20 protein-coding genes are annotated in these 21,328 nt (G+C 72.6%); 13 read left to right on the forward strand and 7 right to left on the reverse strand.

The annotated features are described in order from the left end of the window. The first annotated feature begins 10 nt into the window (after positions 1-10). Positions 11-1,417 (forward strand): alpha/beta fold hydrolase, encoded by a 1,407-nt coding sequence (locus Ade02nite_RS27055; protein ID WP_203769771.1) that lies wholly within the window; start codon positions 11-13, stop codon positions 1,415-1,417. 21 nt (positions 1,418-1,438) lie between these two features. On the opposite strand, the gene Ade02nite_RS27060 is transcribed toward Ade02nite_RS27055, so the two are convergent. The 3 genes from Ade02nite_RS27060 to Ade02nite_RS27070 all read right to left on the reverse strand — a co-directional run bounded on the left by Ade02nite_RS27060 (position 1,439) and on the right by Ade02nite_RS27070 (position 3,271). Further along, the gene (locus Ade02nite_RS27060; RefSeq protein ID WP_203769773.1) at positions 1,439-1,780 is read right to left on the reverse strand and encodes a hypothetical protein; all 342 of its coding nucleotides are present in this window, start codon (positions 1,778-1,780) and stop codon (positions 1,439-1,441) included. Between the two features lie 102 nt (positions 1,781-1,882). After that, positions 1,883-2,341, reverse strand: a complete 459-nt coding sequence (locus Ade02nite_RS27065; protein WP_239169076.1) for an NUDIX domain-containing protein — start codon at positions 2,339-2,341, stop codon at positions 1,883-1,885. Positions 2,342-2,530: 189 nt separating this feature from the next. Beyond that, positions 2,531-3,271, reverse strand: coding sequence for a class I SAM-dependent methyltransferase (locus Ade02nite_RS27070; protein ID WP_203769775.1), 741 nt, complete (start codon positions 3,269-3,271; stop codon positions 2,531-2,533). Positions 3,272-3,727: 456 nt separating this feature from the next. Between Ade02nite_RS27070 and Ade02nite_RS27075 the strand changes: the two genes are divergently transcribed. Next, on the forward strand, positions 3,728-3,919 hold the full coding sequence (locus Ade02nite_RS27075) for a CsbD family protein (protein WP_203769777.1): 192 nt from the start codon (positions 3,728-3,730) through the stop codon (positions 3,917-3,919). 111 nt (positions 3,920-4,030) lie between these two features. On the opposite strand, the gene Ade02nite_RS27080 is transcribed toward Ade02nite_RS27075, so the two are convergent. Continuing rightward, on the reverse strand, positions 4,031-5,434 hold the full coding sequence (locus Ade02nite_RS27080; RefSeq protein WP_379037631.1) for a KamA family radical SAM protein: 1,404 nt from the start codon (positions 5,432-5,434) through the stop codon (positions 4,031-4,033). Positions 5,435-5,517: 83 nt separating this feature from the next. On the opposite strand from Ade02nite_RS27080, the gene kdd reads away from it, so the two are divergent. From kdd to Ade02nite_RS27125, 9 genes are all read left to right on the forward strand, one after another. Further along, positions 5,518-6,576: an L-erythro-3,5-diaminohexanoate dehydrogenase gene (kdd, locus tag Ade02nite_RS27085; protein ID WP_203769781.1), complete on the forward strand. Its 1,059-nt coding sequence runs from the start codon at positions 5,518-5,520 to the stop codon at positions 6,574-6,576. A 5-nt stretch (positions 6,577-6,581) separates the two neighbouring features. Then, a complete protein-coding gene (locus Ade02nite_RS27090; protein WP_203769783.1) occupies positions 6,582-8,096 on the forward strand; it encodes an amidohydrolase in 1,515 nt (504 codons plus the stop codon). 4 nt (positions 8,097-8,100) lie between these two features. Then, positions 8,101-9,657: a lysine 5,6-aminomutase subunit alpha gene (gene kamD / locus Ade02nite_RS27095; RefSeq protein WP_203769785.1), complete on the forward strand. Its 1,557-nt coding sequence runs from the start codon at positions 8,101-8,103 to the stop codon at positions 9,655-9,657. Continuing rightward, positions 9,654-10,388 carry a lysine 5,6-aminomutase subunit beta gene (gene kamE, locus Ade02nite_RS27100; protein WP_203769794.1) on the forward strand — a complete coding sequence of 245 codons (735 nt, stop codon included), beginning with the start codon at positions 9,654-9,656 and terminating at the stop codon, positions 10,386-10,388. Before kamD ends, kamE begins: the two co-directional genes overlap by 4 nt. Then, a complete protein-coding gene (gene kal, locus Ade02nite_RS27105; RefSeq protein ID WP_203769796.1) occupies positions 10,385-10,750 on the forward strand; it encodes a 3-aminobutyryl-CoA ammonia lyase in 366 nt (121 codons plus the stop codon). The genes kamE and kal overlap by 4 nt, the downstream gene beginning before the upstream one ends. After that, a complete protein-coding gene (locus Ade02nite_RS27110) occupies positions 10,747-11,976 on the forward strand; it encodes a glutamate mutase L (RefSeq protein ID WP_203769798.1) in 1,230 nt (409 codons plus the stop codon). The genes kal and Ade02nite_RS27110 overlap by 4 nt, the downstream gene beginning before the upstream one ends. Before the next feature lie 462 nt (positions 11,977-12,438). Then, entirely contained in the window at positions 12,439-14,046 is a 1,608-nt protein-coding gene (gene lnt, locus Ade02nite_RS27115) for an apolipoprotein N-acyltransferase (RefSeq protein WP_203769988.1), read from the forward strand. Then, positions 14,043-14,831 (forward strand): polyprenol monophosphomannose synthase, encoded by a 789-nt coding sequence (locus Ade02nite_RS27120; protein WP_203769800.1) that lies wholly within the window; start codon positions 14,043-14,045, stop codon positions 14,829-14,831. Before lnt ends, Ade02nite_RS27120 begins: the two co-directional genes overlap by 4 nt. A gap of 52 nt (positions 14,832-14,883) precedes the next feature. Further along, entirely contained in the window at positions 14,884-15,381 is a 498-nt protein-coding gene (locus tag Ade02nite_RS27125; RefSeq protein ID WP_203769802.1) for an FxsA family protein, read from the forward strand. A 52-nt stretch (positions 15,382-15,433) separates the two neighbouring features. Here Ade02nite_RS27125 and Ade02nite_RS27130 read toward each other — a convergent pair whose 3' ends face one another. After that, a complete protein-coding gene (locus tag Ade02nite_RS27130; RefSeq protein WP_020517072.1) occupies positions 15,434-15,772 on the reverse strand; it encodes an RNA polymerase-binding protein RbpA in 339 nt (112 codons plus the stop codon). A gap of 965 nt (positions 15,773-16,737) precedes the next feature. Here Ade02nite_RS27130 and Ade02nite_RS27135 point away from each other — a divergent pair. Together Ade02nite_RS27135 and Ade02nite_RS27140 are read left to right on the forward strand one after the other, a co-directional pair. Continuing rightward, positions 16,738-17,688: a metalloregulator ArsR/SmtB family transcription factor gene (locus Ade02nite_RS27135; protein WP_203769815.1), complete on the forward strand. Its 951-nt coding sequence runs from the start codon at positions 16,738-16,740 to the stop codon at positions 17,686-17,688. Then, on the forward strand, positions 17,685-18,287 hold the full coding sequence (locus Ade02nite_RS27140) for a dihydrofolate reductase family protein (RefSeq protein WP_239169077.1): 603 nt from the start codon (positions 17,685-17,687) through the stop codon (positions 18,285-18,287). The genes Ade02nite_RS27135 and Ade02nite_RS27140 overlap by 4 nt, the downstream gene beginning before the upstream one ends. Positions 18,288-18,317: 30 nt before the next feature. Here the strand turns inward: Ade02nite_RS27140 and Ade02nite_RS27145 are convergent, their stop codons facing one another. Beyond that, positions 18,318-19,448: a coiled-coil domain-containing protein gene (locus tag Ade02nite_RS27145; RefSeq protein ID WP_203769817.1), complete on the reverse strand. Its 1,131-nt coding sequence runs from the start codon at positions 19,446-19,448 to the stop codon at positions 18,318-18,320. A gap of 778 nt (positions 19,449-20,226) precedes the next feature. Then, positions 20,227-21,303, reverse strand: coding sequence for a DUF4037 domain-containing protein (locus Ade02nite_RS50380; protein ID WP_203769819.1), 1,077 nt, complete (start codon positions 21,301-21,303; stop codon positions 20,227-20,229). Positions 21,304-21,328 lie beyond the last annotated feature (25 nt).

Genomic DNA, 21,328 nt, shown 5'->3' on the forward strand with positions numbered 1-21,328 from the left:
GCATCGACCCATGAAATCCCTTCTCGTCCTCGCCATGGTGGCCGCCGGCCCGATCCCGGCGGCCACCGGCACTCCCACCCTGCGGTGGCACCCATGCCCCTCGGCGAGCCGCGCCGTCCCAGCGAGTCCATCCGGCACGGCGAGCCACACTGCGCCGGCGGGCTCCGTCGCCTCGGCGGAGCTCATCGAATGCGCGAGCCTCACGGTGCCGGTCGACTGGCAGCGGCCGCACGGGCAAACGTTCGAGCTCGCCGTGGCCCGGCACCGTGCGCCGGATCCGGCGAAGCGCGTCGGCACGCTGGTCTTCGGCCCCGGCGGGCCGGGTGACTCGGGCGTCTCCCAGGTCACCCAGCGGATCACCCGGTTCAGCGAGCGGCTGCGCGACCGCTTCGACATCGTCAGCTTCGACCCGCGCGGCGTCGGCGGCAGCGCGCCGATGACCTGTGACCCCGTACTGCTGAAGTCGGGTCCCGCCCCCGTGCTCGAGTCCGCCGGGGACTATCAGGCAACTGTCGAACACAATCAGGCGCTCTGGAAGGACTGCGCGGCCAGAACCGGCCCGGTGTGGGACCACGCCGACACGCTGAGCACCGTGCGCGACGTCGACGCGCTGCGCAGGGCGCTCGGGGAACGGCAGATCAGCTTCCACGGCAGCTCGTACGGCACCCTGCTCGGCCAGGAGTACGCGTCGCGCTATCCGGGCCGGGTGCGCGCGATGGTCCTGGAGAGCGTCACCGACCACAGCAGCCGCTCGACGGCGTCGTTCCTGAGCGCACAGGCGTGGGCGCTGGAGGACGCGTTCGACGACTTCGCCCGCGAGCAGCCCGGCACGAGACAGGTGTGGCAGCGGCTGTACGCCGATCCCGGGCGCGCCGGCATCACCCGCTTCGACCTGGTGGCCATCACCCACAAACTGATCAAGGACGGCGAGTACGCCCGGCTCGCGGACCTGCTGCGTGCGATGGACGGCGGCGCCCCCGGCCAGTCCGTGGGCAAGCTCAGCGTTGTCATCCCGGCGTTCTGCGCCGACTGGTCGCTGCCCGTCCACTCGTACGCCGACTACCAGCGCCTGCTGCGCGTCGCGTCCCGGGCGGCGCCCGACACCCACTTCCCGGCGCAGGTGTTCGCCCTGACGACGTGCCTGGGCTGGCCGCACGTCGCCAATCCCCAACACGATCTCTCGGTACGCACGAAGACGCCCCTGCTCCTGCTCAACTCCCGCCACGACCCGGCAACGGGCGTCAACTGGGCCCGCTCCGTCGAACGCCGGCTCGGCCCGCGCGGCGTCCTGGTCACCTACGAGGGCACGGGCCACGCCTCCTCCACGCGGAGCACCTGCATGCGCGACGTCGCGGACGCGTACCTCATCGACCTGACGGTCCCCCCACGCGGCACCAGCTGCCCGCGTCTGCCGTGAGCCCGAAGGAGCGTCCGCTGGTCAGGCGGGATCGGTGAACGAGATCGGCTTGCCGGCGGCCCGGGCGTAGGCGATCTCCCTGCTCGTGGACTCGCCGATGTACCCGCCCGGGTTGACGACCAGCACCCGGTCAGCCAAGTCGATCTTGCGGAGGTGGAGGGCCGCCAGCGCGGCCTTCTGCTCATCGGTGATCGGCTGCTCGTCGGTGATCGGCTCGCCGGCTTCGTGGGCCGCGGCGCGAGGGAAGACGCCGGGCGCGACGACGATGACGCCGGCGAAGGTCAGATCACGGGTCGCCGCGCTCATCTCGTCGGCGAACCGGATGGAGCCACAGAGGCAGACGATCTCAGGCCGGTCGGGCACGGCTCAGTCCTTCGGGTCGAACGGGAAACATCACAGCGGGACATCCTGCCTCGCCGGCCGGCCACCCGTCACCCGCGTCGGCAACGCGGCCGGACAACAAAGCTAGAACTCGATGGGCCGGGCCGGCACGCCGCCGGCGATCAGCGCGGCGAGCCGCCCGGCCAGGTCCCGGGGCCCGAACAGATCCGGCCCGCGATAGCCGGCCATCTCGGCCGGCGACCACCAGCGAAAGGCGTCGATGCCCTCGGCGCCCACGTCCACCGTGGCGCGCGGCTCGAACCGTTGCGTCCGCACGAGGAAGTAGTCGTGGACCGTCCCGTCGTATCCCGGCACAGCCCGCCCGCTGGTCCGATGCCACACGTGCGGCGGCCGCCCGGCCAGCACGAAGCCGGCCTCTTCGAGAAGCTCCCGGCGCAGCGTGTCCACCAGCGTCTCGCCGTCCTCGACGCCACCGCCGGGCGCGGTCCACACCCCACCCGTGCCGTCCAGACGGTGCCGGCAGAGCAGCACATGCTGGTCCGGCGACATCAGGATGCCGCGAACGGAATGCCGCAGCCTCACAACCTCACCTCACCCCATGGCGCGATGCGCACAGCGGCACCGAAGCCCCTCCGCTGACCGGCGCGGCGACGACCGTCGTGCTTCACCCCACCCGTGCCGTCCAGACGGTGCCGGCAGAGCAGCACATGCTGGTCCGGCGACATCAGGATGCCGCGAACGGAATGCCGCAGTCTCACCACCTCCGGCGCATCACGATGCCGCTGATGCGCCCGGCAGGGAGGCGCGGGCGCACTCGGTGATGTAGGGCAGCTCGAACTCGGTGCGCCCCACCAGGTCGGGGTGGGTGGCGATGAGCTTGCGGACCTCGCTGAGCAGGGCGGCGCGCTCGGCGGCGGGCATGAGGATCACATAGCTGCGCGAGGCGACCATGTCGATCAGGCGTTCCGGGCCGAGGATCTGCGTCCATCCGAAGTGGGCGATCTCGACCGGGCCGAAAGGCTCGCCGATCGTCGCTTCGCGTTCCTGCTCGGTGCTGCCGATGATCTCGCCGAGGCGGCGCACCCAGTCGGCGCGTTCGTCGCGCAGGTTCCAGATCAGGCCGAGGCGTCCGCCGGGGGAGAGGACCCGGGCGACTTCCGGTACGGCCCGAGCCGGGTCCACCCAGTGCCAGGCCTGCGCCACCAGCACCGCGTCGGCCGACCCGTCGGGCAGCGGAATCTGTTCCGCGCTGCCCACCAGGGCCGGCACCTCCGGCACCGATTGCCGCAGCTGGGTGAGCATGCCCTCCGACGGGTCGACCGCCGTCACGGACAGCCCGCGGTCACGCACCTGCCGGGTCAGCTTGCCGGTGCCCGCGCCCAGGTCGACCACCCGAGGCTGCCCCGCCGGCAGCAGCCAGTCCAGCGCCGCGTCCGGATAGGACGGCCGCCCCCGCTCGTAGATCTCAGCGGCAGGCCCGAACGAGTTGGCATGAGCGGCGCGATCAGTCACCAGGAGATCGTATCTATCTCAGTATCCTAGGATGCCGTACGCGACGTGCGCCGCCTGACTCTGCTCGTCATGCGCATGACAAAAGCAAAAAGGCGCTTCGCCGAATTACTCGAAGGACAAGCCCTGTAGGAATGCGGCAGGTTGGCGGACGTCAGCGCCCTCGACGCCGTGGGCCGGCTTCGGTTGGTGGCCGGCTTAATGGCTGTGGGCTCGGGACGCCGTGGGGCGGCTTCGGTTGGGGGCGTGGGCCCGGGACGCCGTCGCCGGAGCGGACGTGGCTGTTGCGGCCCTCGGTACAGCGGACGCGGCCGGAGCGGACGTGGCTATGCGGGTGTCGGTGGAGCCGACGTGGCTGTTGCCGCCGTCGCCGGGCAGGGGTCTGTGGGGCCGAGGCGGGTTTTGGAAACGGCGGGGTCGGGCACGTTCGGGGTGACGGGCACAACCACGGAGGTTTCGATGAGCTTCACCGACAAGGTCAAGAATGAGACCGAGGAGCTGACCGGCAAGGCCAAGCAGGCCGTGGGGCGGGCCACCGACAACGAGCGGCTGGTCGCCGAGGGGCAGGCCCAGGAGACGGCGGCGCACGCCAAGAAGGCCGGCGAGCACGTGAAGGATGCCGGCAAGGACGTTCGCGACGCGTTCAGCTAGGTCGCGTGCCGCGCGATCGGCGATAGACGGCTCACGGCCGACGGGACAAGTGGGTGTGAGATCCGGAGAACAACGGCCCCCGGGACAGCTGTCCCGGGGGCCGTTGTCGTCTCAGGCCGTTTCGTTCGCCTGCTGTTTGCGCCACCAGTCCTGGCCGGACTCGGGGAGGGTGTCGATCGGGTCGTAGTAGGCGTAGAGCTTCGACAGGGCCTCGGCGTCGTCCTGTTCGATGGAGGTGCGGTAGTTCTTGGTCCAGTAGGAGATGCCGTGTTCGCGGTCGTACTCGGCGACCATGTGGACCCAGCGCTTGCCGACGAAGGGTACGTCGCAGACGATGCGGGGCGTGGCGTAGCCGGGGAGGTAGCCCATCATGTCGTGCTGCAGCTGCTGGGCGTGCCAGACGGGGACGCGCCAGTGCTCGGCGTTGGGGATCATGTCGCACATGTAGAAGTAGTACGGCAGGATGCCGGCCTCTCCTTGCAGGGCGAAGCACAGGTCGAGCAGGTCCGCGGTGGTGGCGTTGACGCCGCGCATGAGGACGCCCTGGTTGCGGACGTCGCGGACGCCGACCTCGAGCAGGGTCTGCGCGGCGCGGGCGACCAGGGGGGTCAGCGAGTTGACGTGGTTGACGTGGGTGTGCACGGCCAGGTTGACGCCGCGGCGCTGGGCGGTGATGGCGACGCGGTGCAGGCCCTCGACGACGTCGTCCTGCAGCCAGTGCTGGGGCAGGCCCATGAGCGCCTTGGTGGCGAGGCGGATGTCGCGCACGGTCGGCACGGAGAGCAGGCCCATCAGGTACGTCTCGAGTTGCTTCCAGGGCACGTTGGCGACGTCGCCGCCGCTGACCACGACGTCGCGTACGCCGGGGTGGGCCTTGAGGTAGTCGAGGTGGGCCTGGTAGCGGTCGACGGGCTTGAGGGTGAGGCGCAGCTTGTCGACGGTGGGGGTGCTGTTGCCGACGAGGTCCATGCGGGTGCAGTGGCCGCAGTATTGCGGGCAGGTCGACAGCAGCTCGGCGAGGACCTTGGTGGGGTAGCGGTGGGTGAGGCCCTCGGCGACCCACATGTCGTGCTCGTGGAGGCTGTCGCGGGTGGCGTGCGGGTGTGACGGCCAGTCGAGGTGGCGGTCGGTGGCGACCGGGATCATGTAGCGGCGGATCGGGTCGGCGTAGAACGCGTCGGTGGTGAGCTCGCCGGTGGGCACCATGGTGTTGAGCATCTGGGGCGGGACCAGCATGGACATGGTGGCGAGGCGCTGCTGGTCGGTCTCGAGGTCGGTGTAGAAGCGCTCCTCGAGCAGGTCGCCCATGACGGCGCGGAGCTGCTTGATGTTCTTGACGCAGTTGACGCGTTGCCATTGGGCGGACTGCCACTGCTCGTCGGTGACGTCGCGCCAGCCGGGGAACCGGGTCCAGTCCGGTTCGATCAGGGGGCGTCGCTCGTACACGTAGGGCTGGTTGTCGTCCAACGGTGCCTCCTGATCGATCGTTCGGACCGCCTCAACGTACAAGATGATTTTCGGTCTAGTGAAGGTCTGCCCGGAGGATTTACGGTATGGATACGTGCTGGGCTCCTTGATTTTTACGATGGGTGGGTGTGATGGCGTCTGTGGGACTCGATCGGGTGGTGGAGCCCGAGGGGGTGCTGCCGCAGGCGGCGTGGCGGCTCGACGCGAGCCCCGAGGTGGGGCCGGACGAGGTGCGGGTGCGGGTCGAGCGGCTCAACCTGGACGCGGCGAGCTTCCGGCAGTTGTCGGAGAAGCACGGCGGTGACGGGGCCGCGGTGCGCGCCGAGGTGCTGGAGATCGTCGGGTCGCGCGGCAAGATGCACAACCCGGTGACCGGCTCGGGCGGCATGCTGATCGGTGTGGTCGACGAGGTGGGCCCGCGGTCGCCGCTCGGGGTGAAGCCGGGGGACCGGGTGGCGACGCTGGTGTCGCTCACGCTGACGCCGCTGGCGATCACCGATGGCCTCGCCGGGTGGGACGGGCTCAGCGAGCAGGTGCCGGCGGAGGGGACCGCGATTCTCTTCGGCCGCTCGATCGTCGGTGTGCTCCCGGACGATCTCGCTCCGGAGCTGGCCCTGGCGGTGTACGACGTGTGCGGTGCGCCGGCGCTCACCGACCGCCTTGTCAGGAAATATCGGACAGAAGCGCCGAGGTCGGGCGCGGGCGAAGCGGTCGACGCTCCCTCCGTGGCGGTGCTCGGCGGCGCCGGCAAGAGCGGCTCCCTCGCCCTCACCGCGGCCCGGCTCGCCGGCGCCCGGACTGTCGGCATTGTCCGCGACGAAGTCGAGCGCGCCGCGATCGCGGAGATCGCGGACGTGGCACGGGTGGCCGATGCCCGCAATCCGGTCGAGGTGGCGGCCGCGGTCACGGACGCGCTGGGCGGGCCGGCGACGATCACGGTGGTCTGCGTGGACGTCCCCGGCTGCGAGCACGGTGCGATCCTCGCCACGGCCGAGGGCGGCACGGTGATCTTCTTCTCGATGGCGACGAGCTTCCCGGCGGCGGCGCTGGGCGCGGAAGGCCTGGCAGCGGACGTGACGATGCTGATCGGCAACGGGTACGTGCCGGGGCATGCCGCGTTCGCCGTCGATCTGCTGCGCCGCGTCCCGGCGGTCCGGTCCCTCTTCGAGGCCCGCGTCGCGGGACACTAACGCCCATGATTGAGGTGCTCTACACCCACGGCCGCTTCTACTCACCCGCCGACCCGCGTGCCACCGCGATGCTGGTCCGCGACGGCAGGATCGCCTGGCTCGGATCGAGCGACGACACCCCGTCCGCCGCCGCGACCGTCGATCTCGGGGGTGCGCTGGTCACGCCCGCTTTCGTCGACGCGCATCTGCACGCGACCGACACGGGCCTGGCCGCCGAGGGTCTCGACCTGTCGGGTGTGCGGTCGGCCGGTGAGCTGCTCGGCGCCGTGGCCGCGTTCGCCCGGACCCGCCCGGCGGACGGTGTGGTGCACGGGCACGGCTGGGACGAGTCGACCTGGGCGGAGCAGACCCCGCCGACGGCCGAGGAGCTGGAGCGGGCCGGCGAGGGCCGCCGGGTCTATCTGTCGCAGGCGTCGGTGCATTCGGCGCTCGTGTCGGCGTCGCTGCTGGGCGCCGCCGCCGGCGAGCCGGGTTTCGACGCTTCCGGCTGGGTGCGGGAGCAGGCCCATCATGCCGTACGGGCGGTAGCGCTCGAGTCCTTGACGCCCGCCCAGCGCACGCGGGCGCAGCGGGCCGCGCTGGAGCTCGCCGCGTCGCGGGGCATCGCCGCGGTGCACGAGTGCGGCGGGCCGGGCACGTCGAGCGAGGACGACTTCCGGTCGGTGCTGGCGCTGTCCGGCCGCGGCCTGCCGCAGGTGTTCGGCTACTGGGGGGAGCTGGGCGCCGCCGAGAAGGCCCGCGAGCTGGGCGCGGTGGGTGCGGCGGGGGATCTGTACGCCGACGGTGCGCTCGGGTCGCGCACCGCGTCGCTGCGGGAGCCGTTCGCCGACGGTGACCACGGGCACGGGGAGGCGTTCCTGACCGCGGAGCAGGCCGCCGAGCATCTGGTCGACTGTGTGCGGGTGGGGGTGCAGGGCGGCTTCCACGCGATCGGCGACGCCGCGATCGAGACGGTCCTGGAGGGGTTCGCGCTCGCCGCCAAGCGGGTCGGCGTGGACGAGCTGCGCGAGGGCCGGCACCGGGTCGAGCACGTCGAGCTGATCGACAAGGCGATGATCGCGCGGATGGTGGAGTTCGGGGTGATCGCCTCGGTGCAGCCGGTGTTCGACGCGCTGTGGGGCGGGCCGGATCAGATGTACGCGCAGCGCCTGGGCGTGGAGCGGGCGATGGCGTCGAACCCGATCGGGCAGATGCACGCGACCGGGGTGCTGCTGGCGTTCGGCTCGGACTCGCCGGTGACGCCGCTGGACCCGTGGGCGGTGGTGCGGGCCGCGTCGGCGCCGCGCAACCCGGTGTACCGGATGAGTGTGCGGGCGGCGTTCGCGGCGTCGACCCGGGGTGGGTGGCGCGCGGCCGGGGTGGACGGGGCGGGGGTGCTGGCGCCGGGCGCGTCGGCCAGTTTCGCCGTGTGGGAGACCCCGGACGGCGTACGCGACGGCCTGCCGGATGTCAGTGGCGGGGCGTCGCCGGTGTGCCTGCGCACGGTGCTGCACGGCGAGACGATCTACGAAAAGGGATAGGTGGATGGCGGGGAAGCTGGATCTGGATCCGCGGGTGGTGCGTGAGGCGCGCGCGCTCGCGGCGCGGGCGGGGCAGCCCGTGGTCGACCTCGCGCGCTCGCACACGACGGTGTCGGTGGAGCGGGCGGTGCTGCGCCTGGCCGGGGTGCGCGGGGCCGACCAGGACGGTATTCCCTGGGTGAACCGGCTGGTCGACGCGGTGCGCGCGGACGTGGGGCTGGAGCACGGGGTGGCCGTGCCGGTGTTCCACGCGATGCGCGCCACCGGCGTCGACGACGTGACGGTGCTGGCGCAGAAGGCCGCCGCGGGGGCCGTGCGCTTCGGCGTACCGCTGAAGAAGGCGGACGTGACGGCGGCCCGCAGGATGGCGCGCAAGGCGACCGGCGACGGCCTGCGGACGATCGACCGGCGCCGCGCCGAGCGGGAGCGGATGATCAAGCGGTACGGGGATCCGGCGCAACGGCCGTGGATCTACCTGATCGTGGCGACCGGCGACATCCTGGAGGACATCCCGCAGGCGCAGGCGGCCGCGCGGGCCGGCGCGGACGTGATCGCGGTGATCCGCTCGACCGGGCAGTCGCTGCTCGACTACGTGCCGGAGGGGGCGACCCGGGAGGGCTTCGCCGGCACGTACGCGACGCAGGAGAACTTCCGGCTGATGCGCGCCGCGCTGGACGAGACGTCGAAGGAGCTGGGCCGCTACGTGCGGCTGACGAACTACGCGTCCGGGCTGTGCATGCCGGAGATCGCCGCGCTGGCCGGCCTGGAACGGCTCGACATGATGCTCAACGACTCGATGTACGGCATCCTGTTCCGCGACATCAACCCGATCCGCACCTTCGTCGACCAGCGGTTCAGCCGCCAGGTGCACGCCCGCGCCGGCATCATCATCAACACCGGCGAGGACAACTACCTGACCACGGCCGACGCGGTCGAGGCGGCGCACACGGTGACGGTGTCGCAGCTGCTCAACGAGTTCTTCGCGCACGAGGCGGGCCTGGCCGACTGGCAGCTCGGCCTCGGCCACGCGTTCGAGATCAACCCGGAGCTGCCGGAGTCGTTCCGGCTCGAGCTGGCGCACGCGCTGCTGGCCCGCGAGCTGTTCCCGGACGCGCCGCTGAAGTGGATGCCGCCGACCAAGCACATGACCGGTGACGTGTTCCGCGGCAACCTGCTCGACGGGTTCTTCAACCTGGTGGGCGCGCTGACCGGGCAGGGCATCCTGCTGGTCGGCATGATGACCGAGGCGGTGGTGACGCCGTGGCTGTCCGACCGCGACATCGCCCTGCAGAACGTGCGGTACGTGCTGACCGGCGCCGGCAACCTGCACGAGGACTTCGTCCCGGCGCCGGGCGGCTTCATCCAGCGGCGCGCCCACGCCGTGCTCGCCGAGGCGGTCGACCTGCTCAAGCGGATCGAGGGCGACACGCTGCTCAACGCCATCGCCGACGGCACCTTCGGCATCATGAAGCGCCCCGCGGACCGCGGCAAGGGCCTCGACGGCGTCGCGAAGCACGCCGAGGACTACTACAACCCCGTGACGGAGGCGCTGGAATCATGAGCATCGTCAGGCCGTACGGGGACACGACCGGTGACGGGATGGTGCAGCTGTCGTTCACGCTGCCCGTGCCGCACGACAAGCGCGCCGAGGGCGCCGCGATCCAGCTCGCCAACAAGATGGGCATGGACCCGGCGCTGCTGGTGCACGCCAAGCCGATGGGCGACGGGTTCACCTTCTTCGTCGTGTACGGGCGGGTGAGCCACCTGGTCGACACCGGCCAGGTGCAGGTGGTGGAGCGCGACTTCCCGCTGCTGAGCGCCAAGGAGGTCAACGCGGTGATCAAGCGGCGGCTGCGGCGCCGGCTCAACGTGGTGGGCGCCTGCATCGGCACGGACGCGCACACGGTCGGCATCGACGCGATCCTCAACGTCAAGGGGATCGCGGGGGAGAAGGGCCTGGAGTACTACCGGGAGCTGTCGGTGACCAACATGGGCGCGCAGGTGTCCGTGCCGGATCTGGTCGAGACCGCCCGCCGGGAGAAGGCCGACGCCGTGCTGGTGTCGCAGGTCGTCACCCAGCGCGACGCGCACCTGCAGAACACGCGGGCCATGTCGGCGGCGTTCCGCGAGGCGCTGCCGGCCGGCAAGCGGCCGCTGCTGATCGTGGGCGGGCCGCGCTTCGACGAGCTGATGGCGGCCGAGCTCGGCGTCGACCGGATCTTCGGGCGGGGCACCACCCCGCGCGAGGTCGCCTCGTATCTCGTACACGCGCTCGTGGGAGGCAGCAAGTGATCACTGTGACGCATCGGCGGTACGTGCCGTACTCGCACGCGCACTACGCGGGCAACCTGGTCGACGGGGCGTACTCGCTCGGGTTGTTCGGCGACGTGGCGACCGAGGTGTGCATCCGGCTCGACGGTGACGAGGGGCTGTTCGCCTCGTACGACGACGTGCAGTTCAAGGCGCCCGTGCAGGCCGGCGACGTCCTGGAGGTCACGGCGACCGTGGTGCAGATGGGCACCCGGTCGCGCCGGATCGCGTTCGAGTCGCGGGTGGTGTGCCGGGGCACGGGCGGGTCCGCGGCGATGGTGCTTCCGACGCCGATCGTCGCGGTGACCGCCACCGGCACGGTCGTCGTGCCGCCGAAGAATTGACGGCGGCGGTCTGCGTCGACGTCGGCTCGACGTACACGAAAGCCGCCCTGATCGACCTGGACGGCGCCCGGCTGGTGCGCCGCGCCGAGGTGCCGACGACCTCGGCCGGTGACGTGCTGACCGGCCTGGACCAGGCGGTGGCGGCGGTGGGTGGCGGCGATCAGTTGTACGTGTGCTCGTCGGCCGGTGGCGGGCTGCGGCTCGCGGTCGTCGGGTACGAGGCGCTGGTCACCGCCGAGGCCGGGCACCGGGTGGGGCTGTCGGCGGGCGCGCAGGTCGTGCACGTGGCCGCGGGCCTTCTGGACGCGGCGGGGTTGTCCGCTCTGCGCGCGGCGCGGCCGGACGTGATCCTGCTCGTCGGTGGGACGGACGGCGGCGACGGCGACGTGCTGCTGCACAACGCCCGGCGGCTCGGCACCGCCCGGATCAGGGTGCCGGTGGTCGTGGCGGGCAACGCGGACGTGCGCGACGAAGCGGCCGCGCTGCTCGGCGGCCGGGCGACGATCGCCGGCAACGTCCTGCCGGCGATCGGCGTGCTCGACCCGGGCCCGGCGCGCGCGGCGATCCGCGAGGTGTTCCTGCGGCACGTGATCGGCGGCAAGAAGCTGTCGAAGGGCCGCCGGTTCGCCGCGCTGGTGCGGGCGGCCACGCCCGACGCCGTGCTCGCCGGCGTGGAGGTCCTCGCGGACGTCACCGGCGCCGGGGTGCTCGTCGTCGACGTGGGCGGCGCGACCACGGACGTGTACTCGGCCCTGCTGCCGGACGCGGAGAGCGAGTCGGGGCCGCGCCGGGATGTGGCGGGCACCCTCTGGCGCTCCCGGACCGTGGAGGGCGATCTGGGGGTCGCCGTGGGTGCCGCCGGCACGGCCGAGGCGGCGGCCGCCGAGAAATTGGCACTTCCGCTCGCCGGTGACCGTGGGTTAGCCGCGGCGGCCGCCACGATCGCGTTGCGGCGGCACGCGCGCGGCCACTCGTCCGGTCCCGGTCAGCCGCGCACCGGCGGCCGGGACCTGCGCGACGTGCGTCTCGTGGTGGGCTCCGGCGGGGTGCTGCGCCACGGCGGCGGCGCATATGTGCTGGACGCGGTGCTGACCGACACCGCCGGCGGCTGGGCGGCGCCCACCGGCGCCCGCGCGGTGATCGACGATCAATACGTGCTCGCCGCCGCCGGGCTGCTCGCGAATGATCACCCTCACGTCGCGGCGGCCCTGGTGAACAGCCTGTAGCCCGATCGGGTACAGGCCATGACACGCCGGGGAACGCGACACGCCCGAGGGCGGGGACGCCGGTTGACAGGTGGGCGGGGGAGCGACGTACCGTCGTCGAATCCTCAGGCACGGCAGCGACTCTGTTCGCTTCGTCCCTTCGCCCACTGGCCAGCAGTCCTCGCAGGGGTCGCGCGTTCAGCCAGGACCAGGGGGCGGGGGTCGGCGGGGCGGCGGCGGACCGGTCGCGACCGCGGTGGGACACCGGGATGAAGCGGCGCCAGTAGACAACGGCGCGACCGCGGGCAGCCAGCGCGCGGCGGGCCGGTCCGAAGGTGACCGCGACGTCCGGCTGTTCCACCGGCCGTGCCCAGGAGACGGGAAGCACTCGGGGCGTGGCTCTTCGCAGGGGCCGCGCCCCGGCCTGTGTCCGCACTGTGCATCGGGCCGTTATCGGGCCCAGGTAGCCTCTCGCGGGTGGAGATGACGTTGCAGCCCCCCGCCGAGGCGCTGGTCACGGCGCCCGGCGACCCGCCACGCCCGGTCCGGCGGTGGCTCGCGCTCGCGCTCGCCGCGCTGGCCGGCCTGGCCCTGCTGCTCGCCCTCCCGCCGTACGGGCTGTGGTGGCTCGCCCCCGCCGGCGTGGCCCTGCTCGCCGCGGCGACCCACCGGCGCCGGCTCGGCGGCGCGTTCGGCCTGGGCTTCGTCGCCGGGGCGGTGCTGTTCGTGCCGCTGCTCGACTGGACCCGCATCGCCGCCGGCTGGCTGCCGTGGATGCTGCTGTCGCTCGCCGAGGCGTGCTTCCTCGGCCTGCTCGGCACGGCCACCGCCTGGCTGTCGCCGCTGCTCGACCGGTGGCGGGCGCTGTGGCCGCCGGTGCTGGGCCTGCTCTGGGTGGCCCAGGAGGCGCTGCGCGACCGGGCCCCGTTCGGCGGCTTCCCGTGGGGCCGGCTCGCGTTCAGCCAGGACGAGGCCCCGGCGTTGCGCCTCGCCGCGTGGGGCGGCGCCCCGCTGGTCACCTTCGCCGTCGCGGCCGCCGGCGGTGCCCTGTTCGCGCTGGTGTGGCGCCGCGGGCTCCCGGCCGGCGCGCGGGGCTACGCGGCCGCCCTGGGCTACGCGGCCGCGCTGGCCGCGCTGATCGCCGGCCCGATGCTCGTGCCGGTCGCCACCGCCTCCGGGCCCACCCGGACGATCGCGCTCGTGCAGGGCAACGTGCCGCGCCTCGGCCTCGACTTCAACGCCCAGCGCCGCGCCGTGCTCGACAACCACGTCAAGGCCACCAAACAGCTCGCCCTCGACGTCGCCGCCGGCAAGCAGCCCCGTCCCGACCTGGTCGTGTGGCCCGAGAACTCCAGCGACATCGACCCGCTGCGCAACGCCGACGCCGCCCAGCAGATCTCCGACGCGGCCGACGCGATCGGCGCGCCGATCCTGGTCGGCACGGTGCTGCGCACCGACAACCCGGCCGACATCAAGAACGCCGGCATCCTGTGGAACCCCGGCACCGGCCCCGACCTCGCCCAGCAGTACGTCAAGCAGCACCCCGTGCCGTTCGCCGAGTACATGCCGCTGCGCTCGGTCGCCCGGCTCGTCTCCGACAAGGTCGACCTGGTCAAGAACATGCTCTCCGGCGACCGCACCGGCATCATCAGCACCGGATCGCTGACCCTCGGCGACGTCATCTGCTTCGAGGTGGCGTACGACGGCATCGTCCGCGACACTGTGCGCGGCGGGGCGCAGGTGCTCGCCGTGCAGACCAACAACGCCACGTTCAACGAGGCCGAGGCCCGTCAGCAGCTCGCCATGGTGCGCCTGCGCGGCGTCGAGCACGGCCGCGAGTCGCTGATGGTCTCCACGGTGGGGGTGTCCGCTTTCACGGGCACGGCGGGTCAGGTCTACAGTTCGAGCGGCTTCAACGTCGGAGCGGTGATGGTGCGTGCGATGCACCAGAGCGCAACGACTACGCTGGCGACTCGCTTGGGCCATTGGCCCGAGATGGCCATGGTCGCCCTCGCGGTTGTGGCCTTGGCCGGCGCGCTGCCCCTGCGTCGCCGCCGGCGCACCACCAATGACGATGCGGAGGCACGGTGAGCGAGACGGAAGGCTACCCGGGGGTGGGACGGGTCCTCGTGGTGATCCCGACCTACAACGAGGCGGACAACATCCGCCTGATCACCGGGCGGGTGCGCCGCGCGGTCCCCTCGGTGGACATCCTGGTCACCGACGACAACTCGCCCGACGGCACCGGCGCGATCGCCGACGAGCTGTCCGCCGCGGACGACCACATCTTCGTGCTGCACCGGGCCGGCAAGGAGGGCCTCGGCGCCGCGTACAAGGCGGGCTTCGCCTGGGCGAAGAACAAGGGGTACGACGCGGTCGTCGAGATGGACGCCGACGGCTCGCACGCCCCCGAGGAGCTGTCCAAGCTGCTCGACGCGCTGCGCGACACCGACGCGGTGCTCGGCACCCGCTACATCCCCGGCGGCAGCGTGCACAACTGGCCGATGCACCGGCTGCTGCTCTCGCGCGGCGGCAACATCTACATCAAGATGGCGCTGGGCATGCCGTTCAAGGACGCCACCGGCGGCTACCGCGCCTACCGCATGCCCGTCCTCGACGAGATCAACGTCGAAACGGTCGCCTCCACCGGCTACTCGTTCCAGGTCGAGCTGGCCTGGCGCTCCTACCGGGCCGGCTTCCGCATGGCCGAGGTGCCCATCACGTTCACCGAGCGCGAACACGGCGTCAGCAAGATGAGCGGCAACATCTTCAAGGAACAGCTGCTCAGGGTGACCCGGTGGGGTGTGCAGGCGCGCCGCGACAACCTGCGCGCCCGCCTCGGCAAGCGGCAGCGCGAGGGCTCGACCTGGCCGTGACCGGGCGCGGGCGTGTCATGCTTGAGCGGTCGTCCTGACCCTGGAGGTCGCCATGCGTCGTCGAGGCCTGGCTCTGCTGCCCGTGGGGCTGTCAGTGCTGGCGGTCGCCGAGATCGTCGTTTTCCTCGTGGTGGCCCACGCCATCGGCGGAGGCTGGGCGGTGCTGCTGGCCGCGGCCGCGAGCCTCGCCGGCATGGCACTGCTGCGCCGTGAGGGCATGAAGGGGTGGCGCCGCTTCCAGGCGGCCGCCGCCGAGGGCCGCCCGCCCGGCTCCGAGGTGATCGGCTCGCTGGTCGGGCTGCTCGGCGCGCTGCTGCTGGCCGTGCCCGGCTTCGTCACCGCGGTGGCGGGCCTGCTGCTGCTCCTGCCGCCCGGCCGCCAGCTCGCCCGCCGCGGCGCCGAGCGCTTCACCGAGCGCCGCGTCGGCTACGACCTGTTCGGCCCGCGCAAGGTGCGGGTCCGCCCCGGCGACCCGATCGTCGTGATCGACGACGAGGCCCCGGTCCGCACGCCGGCCGGCGCCATCGAGGGCGAGATCGTCGACCGCTGAACGAGCACGAAAAAAGGGGGCCCGTGTCGGGCCCCCTTTTTTCGTCTGCTTCTTACCTGCCGCGGCGGGTCCGAACCTCTTGGAGCCGCTCGTTGAGGATGTCCTCCAGCTCCGAGATGGAACGCCGCTCGAGCAGCATGTCCCAGTGGGTGCGCGGCGGCTTCGCCTTCTTCTGCTCCGGCTCGCTGCCGTCGACCAGGCGGGCGACGCTGCCGTCGAACTTGCACTCCCAGGTGGTGGGCACCTCGGCGTCGACGGCGAACGGCACCTCGAACTGGTGACCCTTGACGCACAGGTACTCTCGGGTCTGCCGGGGCGCCAGCTCCGTGTTGCGGTCGGACTCGTAGCTGACCGCGCCAAGACGGCTGCCGCGCAGCATGCGTTCGCCCATGATTGGCTTTCCCCTCGCTCGTGGTGCTGCTCTCGTTCGGTGTAACGAAAGGGGCGGCCGCGGGATTCCTGCGGTCGCCGGGCTACAGCGTTGTCGGTGTGACAGGTTGTCGGTATGACAGGGTTTGTCGGTAGGTATGGCAGCACTGCCGTTGTGACGGCGGTGTTAACGCTACGAGCGTAGCCGCCCGCGGCCCTTACCCGGCATACCGCACCCCCGCCGAAGTGGACCTTGGTCCACTTTACGGCCTATGGGAGTTCTCCATGTGGTGCGACTTCGGTCACTCGGTCGGGTAAACCGTGAATCGGCGTCCCCGTTTCGCTCCTCGCCGGGCATTATTCGTCCGCGCGTCGCCCGAGATGAGTACTCTTCACTTCGGTGCGCATCACCGGCCGGAAGGCAGCGGACGCCTGCTCAGAGGCGGTGTGGCCGGTGCCGGGCGGCGCTCGGGGGTGAGGCCGGCGGGCCGCTATACGCCGAGATCCCGCGAGCCGCGATGTGTATTGCGTCACGATCGGGAGTCGGCGCCCCCTGACGGCGTGCCTCCATGTTCCACCTGGCGCCCAGCCTCCTGGTCCGTCGTCGTCCTCTTGCCATGCCTCTCCCTCTCCTGCCACGTTCTGTCGCCCGCCCCCGCCGGCCCCTGCCGCCCCCGCCGGTTCCGCGTGCCCTCGCCGCCCGGCTGCTCGACGTCGACCTGGACCGGGCCCGCGCCGAGCTGCGACGCGGGCTTCGGCGACTGCCGCCCGCAGCGCGCCCTCGCCAGTTACGTCTGCCCCGGTTCCGCGCGCCCGCCGCCCTCGCCAGTTCCGCCTGCCCCGGTTCCGCGCGCCCCCGCGGCCCCGCCGCCCTCGCCGGTTCCGCCCGCCCCCGGCGCTCTCCTCTTCCCGCCTTCCTCCGTCGTCTCCTTCTTGCGCCAAAGTATTCCTTGACAAGAATATTCTTTGCGGGGAATGATTCTCTGCATGGATGTTGTTCTGGTCGCGCTGGCCGATCCGGCTCGGTGGCGGCTCGTCGAGTTGCTGGCGGAGCGCCCGCGCCCGGTCGGCGTGCTCGCCGAGCTGGCCGGGGCTCGGCAGCCGCAGACGACGAAGCACCTGCAAACCCTCGAACGCGCCGGGATCGTCGCTTCCGAGCGCAGCGGCCAGCGGCGCATCTATGCCCTGCGGCCGGGCCCGCTGCGCTCGCTGGCGTCGCTGATCGCCGGGCTGGCCGACACCGCCGAGCGTGCCGGGGGCCCGCTGGAGACCTACGGCGAATACCGCCGCGCCGTGCTCGCCGAGCGCGACGCGGCGGACAAGGCCGGTGCCGGGTGGGCCGACGGCCGTTCACTGCGGTTCCGGCGCTCGGTCGCGGCGCCGCCCGCCCTGCTGTGGCGCCACCTCACCGAGGCGGCCCTGCTCGCCCGGTGGTGGGCGCCCGACGACCTGCGCGTCTCCGAGCTGGTCTTCGAGGCTCGTCCCGGCGGCCGCATCGTCCAGGAATACCGCGACGCCGACGACACCCAGCCGTCCGCCGCCCACTCGTCCGGCGCTCAGCCGTCCGGCGCTCAGCCGTCGGGCTCCGAGCCGTCCGGCATCCAGCCGTCGGGCTCCGAGCCGTCCGGCGCCCAGCCGTCGGGCTCCGAGCCGGACGGTGCGGTTGTCGGGCGGGCCGTCGGCGTGGTGGAGGCCGCGGAGCCCGGCGCGCGCCTGGCGTACCGGATGACGCCTCTGCTGCCCGGCGGCGCCCCCGCCTTCACCGCCCACGTCGAGATGGTGCTGACGCCTGTGGGCGCCGGCACCGAGCTCGGCGTCGACTACCGCATCACCGGAAGTGCCGTCGACTCGGCGGACTTCATCGCCGGCATCGAGATCGGTTTCGGCCAGTCCCTCGACAAACTCACCGCCGTTTTCGAATCAGGGAGCACGAAGTGACTGCACAGAACGCCGGCCGCCGGGTCGTCACCAACATGAGCCTCTCGCTGGACGGCCGCTACGCCAAGCCCGGCGCGCCCGAGGACATGAGCTGGGTGATGCCGTACGCGGTCTCGGACGTCGCCCGCGACCACCTGACCGGCTTGTGGGAGCCGGCCACCACCGCGTTGCTGGGCCGGGTCAACGCCGAGGGCTTCCTCGGTTTCTGGCCCACCGTCATCGGCATGGACGGGGTGGACCCGCGCGACGAGGCCTTCGCGAAGTGGCTCGTCAGCACCGACAAGGTCGTCCTGTCGTCGACGCTGGCTGAAAGCCCGTGGGAGCGGACCACCCTCGCCGACCGTCCCGCCCCCGACGTGGTCGCCGAGCTCCAGGCGACCCCCGGCGGCGACATCCTGGTCCTGTCGAGCGCCAGCGTCATCAAGGCCCTGCTGGCCGCCGACCGCGTCGACCGCCTGTGCCTGATGATCTTCCCGGTCTTCCTGGGCGGCGGCCCGGCCCTGTTCGACGACGGCCTGCCGCCGGCCCAGTGGACCCTCGTCAGCCAAAAGGCGGGCGAGCACGGCGAACTGTCCCTCGTCTACGACCGCACCCGCTGAACGCTCCCGCCCGCCGTCTTCGGGGCCGCCTCACGCCGGGGTGGCTTGGGCGGGCGCGGGCGGGGCCGGGGCGGGCCGGGCACCGCCCAGCGAGGCGAGTGCTGAGGCCAGGTCGCTGACCTGGGTCGACAGCTGGGCCGCCCGGGTCTGCGCGGCCTCCGCCTCGGCCTGGGCGGCGGCGAGGCGGCGCTCGAGGTCGGCGCGGTCGCGGCCCGCCCGGTCGAGCTCCTCGCGCACGGACAGCAGCGCGTCCCGTTCGGCCTCGGCCCGGGTGGTCGCACGGCGGGCCTCGGCCAGCTCCGCGTCGGCGGCCTCCCGCGCGGCCGCGGCCTCCCGGCGTACCTCCTGCAGCGCCTTGTCCGTGGCCTCGCGCTGCTCGGCGGCCTCCCGGCGGGCGGCGGCCAGGTCAGCGTCCAGCCGGCGCGCCTCCTCGCGGGCGGCGTCGCGTTCGCGGCGCAGCTCCTCACCCCGTTTGGCGGCGGCGTCGGCGTCCTTGAGCGCGGCGGCGAGGTCGCGCTCGGTGGCTTCACGCTCGCGGCGTACGTCCTGAAGCTCCGCCCGGGCCACGGCAAGCTCGTCGCGGGCCGCGTCACGATCGGCTTCGGCGCGCTCCTGCAGAGCCACCGCCGCGGTGGCCTCACGGCGGGCCTCGTCGCGGGCGGCGCGCGCCTGCTCGGCGTCACGCCCGGCCTGCTCGGAGGCGCGCGCCGACTCCTCGGCACGATGCAGCGCCTCGTCCCGCTCGGCGGTCGCTGCGGCGGCCAGCTGCTGGGCCGTCGACGCCTCGGCGGCGGCCCGCTCCGCGTCCCGGCGGGCATCGTCGCGCTCGGTGTGCGCCGCGGCGATCTGCCCCGACGTCTCGGCCCGGATCTCGGCCACCTGCCGTTCGACCCCGGCGGGGGAGAGCTCGGAGTGCAGCGCGTCGCTGAGCGTCTCGACGAGCTGATCGAGCCGATCGACGACCTCCCAGGTGCGCGCCACCTGCCCGGCCAGCCCCGGCGACGACCGGTGCCGCATCCGCACGTTGCGCGAGGCACGCTGGCATTCCCCGTCGTTGTCCCGGCAGTACCGGAACGGCCGCCCGGCGGACGAGCGCTGCGGCACGGGCCGTCCACAGTGGGCGCAGGGACGGGTCTCGGGAGCGGTGTCGTTCTCTTTCATCGCAGGCCCACCCTAGGCCGAGATCCACCACAGTTCGCGCCACCACACCGACCCCCATTCATCATCCTAGGACGCTCTACACGGTGTGCGCTTCGCCGCACACCCCAAAAGATCAAAACCAAAAAGGAATCAACGGCATCCCACCTTTGAATCTCGGCCGTTCGCGATCCGCCGCCGTGGGCCGCGAACGGCCTGGTGGAAAGCCCATGCGGCATGCCAACTGAGTTGTCGTTTCGGCGCGCCGGGCAGCGGCCCACGCGGGTCACGCCAGGCATGCCGGGGGCCAGCCCAGCGCGCGCCGTGACCCACGCCGGTCGGTCGGGCACGCCGGGACGCTGCGCGCAGCCCACGCCCGACACGCCGGAACGCCGGCCCGCAGGTCGGGCGGCCCGGGACGCTACGCCGCAGGCAGCGCGACACTGCGTGGACGCTGCGCCGCGACCCACGGCGGCCAGCCAGAGACGATGCTGCCCGGGGCCCACGCCGGTCAGCCAGAGACGACGCTGCCCGGGGCCCACGCCGGTCAGCCAGACGCGACGCTGCCCGGGCCCACACGCTGGCAGGCCGGGTCGCTGCGCTGAGGCTCTCTTGCCTGCGCTCCCTGGGCAATGATCGGCCCGGGCGCCCCGCCCGGCCGCTGGTGCGCCCGGGCCGCCTGCCGGCACGGCGATCACATCCGCCTGCCCCTAACGGCCGGCGCGGACTGTGGCTGGTCCGCCCGGCGCGAATGCCGACCAGCGAGTGTGGGGCGCAGGCCTCGTTGAGTTCACCGGGCTCTCTACGGTTGCGGAGCGCGCTCACCTCCGTTCGACGGCGGGGTGAGGGTGGTGGCGACGACGGCGCGGGTGAGGTGGGCGTCGACCAGTACCTCGGTGTTGTCGATGATCTGGTCGGCGCAGCCGGTGAAGGGCAGGGCGCGCAGGGCCGGGTCGGTGATGGCATCGCGCAGGGCGTCGGCGTAGCGGGCGGCGCCGATCACCGCGTATCCGCGGTCGAAGAACTCGCGGCGTATCGGCGGTTGCTCGGCGCTGAGGCCGAGCTCGTTCTGGCGGGTGGCGGCGTGTTCGAGGGCGGTGCAGAGGGCGTTCTCGCGGTCGCGGGTGGTGGTGGCGTGCAGGGCGGCCAGCAGGGAGTCGGTGGCGGGGCCGGGTGGCAGGGCGCGGGTGAGCCATTTGGAGTATGGCGGCCAGCGTCGTTGCTGGAGCAGGAGCAGGCGGGCGACGTCGCGGCAGAGGCGGGCGGTCAGGACGCGGGCGCCGAGCTCGTCGCCGGCTTCGGCGGCGCGGGCGGGAAAGGGCTCTTCCTGGTCGATGCGGCGCCATTGGCAGGCGAGCACGTAGCGCCACAGGTCGGGTGGGTACCAGGTAAGGCGTGCGCGGGCGGTGGTCAGCAGGCGATCGGGGTCGTGGAAGACGGCGCCGCCGGTGAATTCGGCGAAGCGCTGCCAGGGGGCGCCGAGCCAGTCGAGGGGGCGCACGTCGCCGGTGGGGGTGAAGCCGAGCAGGTCGCGGCTCCAGGCGGGGAAGGACAGGATCTGGATGTAGTGGTCGACGGGGCCGTCGGTGGGCTGCATGGAGCGGACGCGGGCGCCGGGTGGGACGAAGTGGGTGGGCCAGCCGCGGATGCTCTTGGGGAGGCGGCGGGTGAGCATGTCGCGCAGGTCGCCGGGGTGGTCGACGAACAGTTCGAGGCGTGGGCCCCAGTCGTGGTCGGTGGAGCGGGCGGTGTCGAAGCCGAGCACGTCGGAGCCGGGGCCGAGCCGGGCGGCCGCGTGGGGCAGGCCGCCGAGCAGGGGCCGGACGGCTTCGAAGTAGTAGTGGCGGGCCAGTTGGACGCCGGGGAGGAAGTCAGGCATGGGCGCAATCTAGCGGCCGGCCCTG

The organism is Paractinoplanes deccanensis, from assembly GCF_016862115.1.
Lineage (GTDB): Bacteria > Actinomycetota > Actinomycetes > Mycobacteriales > Micromonosporaceae > Actinoplanes > Actinoplanes deccanensis.

Coding starts and splice junctions, on each gene's coding strand:
- Ade02nite_RS27055 (WP_203769771.1), top strand. CDS start 11: ATGAAATCCCTTCTCGTCCTCGCCATGGTGGCCGCCGGCCCGATCCCG.
- Ade02nite_RS27075 (WP_203769777.1), top strand. CDS start 3,728: ATGAGCTTCACCGACAAGGTCAAGAATGAGACCGAGGAGCTGACCGGC.
- kdd (WP_203769781.1), top strand. CDS start 5,518: ATGGCGTCTGTGGGACTCGATCGGGTGGTGGAGCCCGAGGGGGTGCTG.
- Ade02nite_RS27090 (WP_203769783.1), top strand. CDS start 6,582: ATGATTGAGGTGCTCTACACCCACGGCCGCTTCTACTCACCCGCCGAC.
- kamD (WP_203769785.1), top strand. CDS start 8,101: ATGGCGGGGAAGCTGGATCTGGATCCGCGGGTGGTGCGTGAGGCGCGC.
- kamE (WP_203769794.1), top strand. CDS start 9,654: ATGAGCATCGTCAGGCCGTACGGGGACACGACCGGTGACGGGATGGTG.
- lnt (WP_203769988.1), top strand. CDS start 12,439: ATGACGTTGCAGCCCCCCGCCGAGGCGCTGGTCACGGCGCCCGGCGAC.
- Ade02nite_RS27125 (WP_203769802.1), top strand. CDS start 14,884: ATGCGTCGTCGAGGCCTGGCTCTGCTGCCCGTGGGGCTGTCAGTGCTG.
- Ade02nite_RS27130 (WP_020517072.1), bottom strand. CDS start 15,772: ATGGGCGAACGCATGCTGCGCGGCAGCCGTCTTGGCGCGGTCAGCTAC.
- Ade02nite_RS27135 (WP_203769815.1), top strand. CDS start 16,738: ATGGATGTTGTTCTGGTCGCGCTGGCCGATCCGGCTCGGTGGCGGCTC.
- Ade02nite_RS27145 (WP_203769817.1), bottom strand. CDS start 19,448: ATGAAAGAGAACGACACCGCTCCCGAGACCCGTCCCTGCGCCCACTGT.
- Ade02nite_RS50380 (WP_203769819.1), bottom strand. CDS start 21,303: ATGCCTGACTTCCTCCCCGGCGTCCAACTGGCCCGCCACTACTACTTC.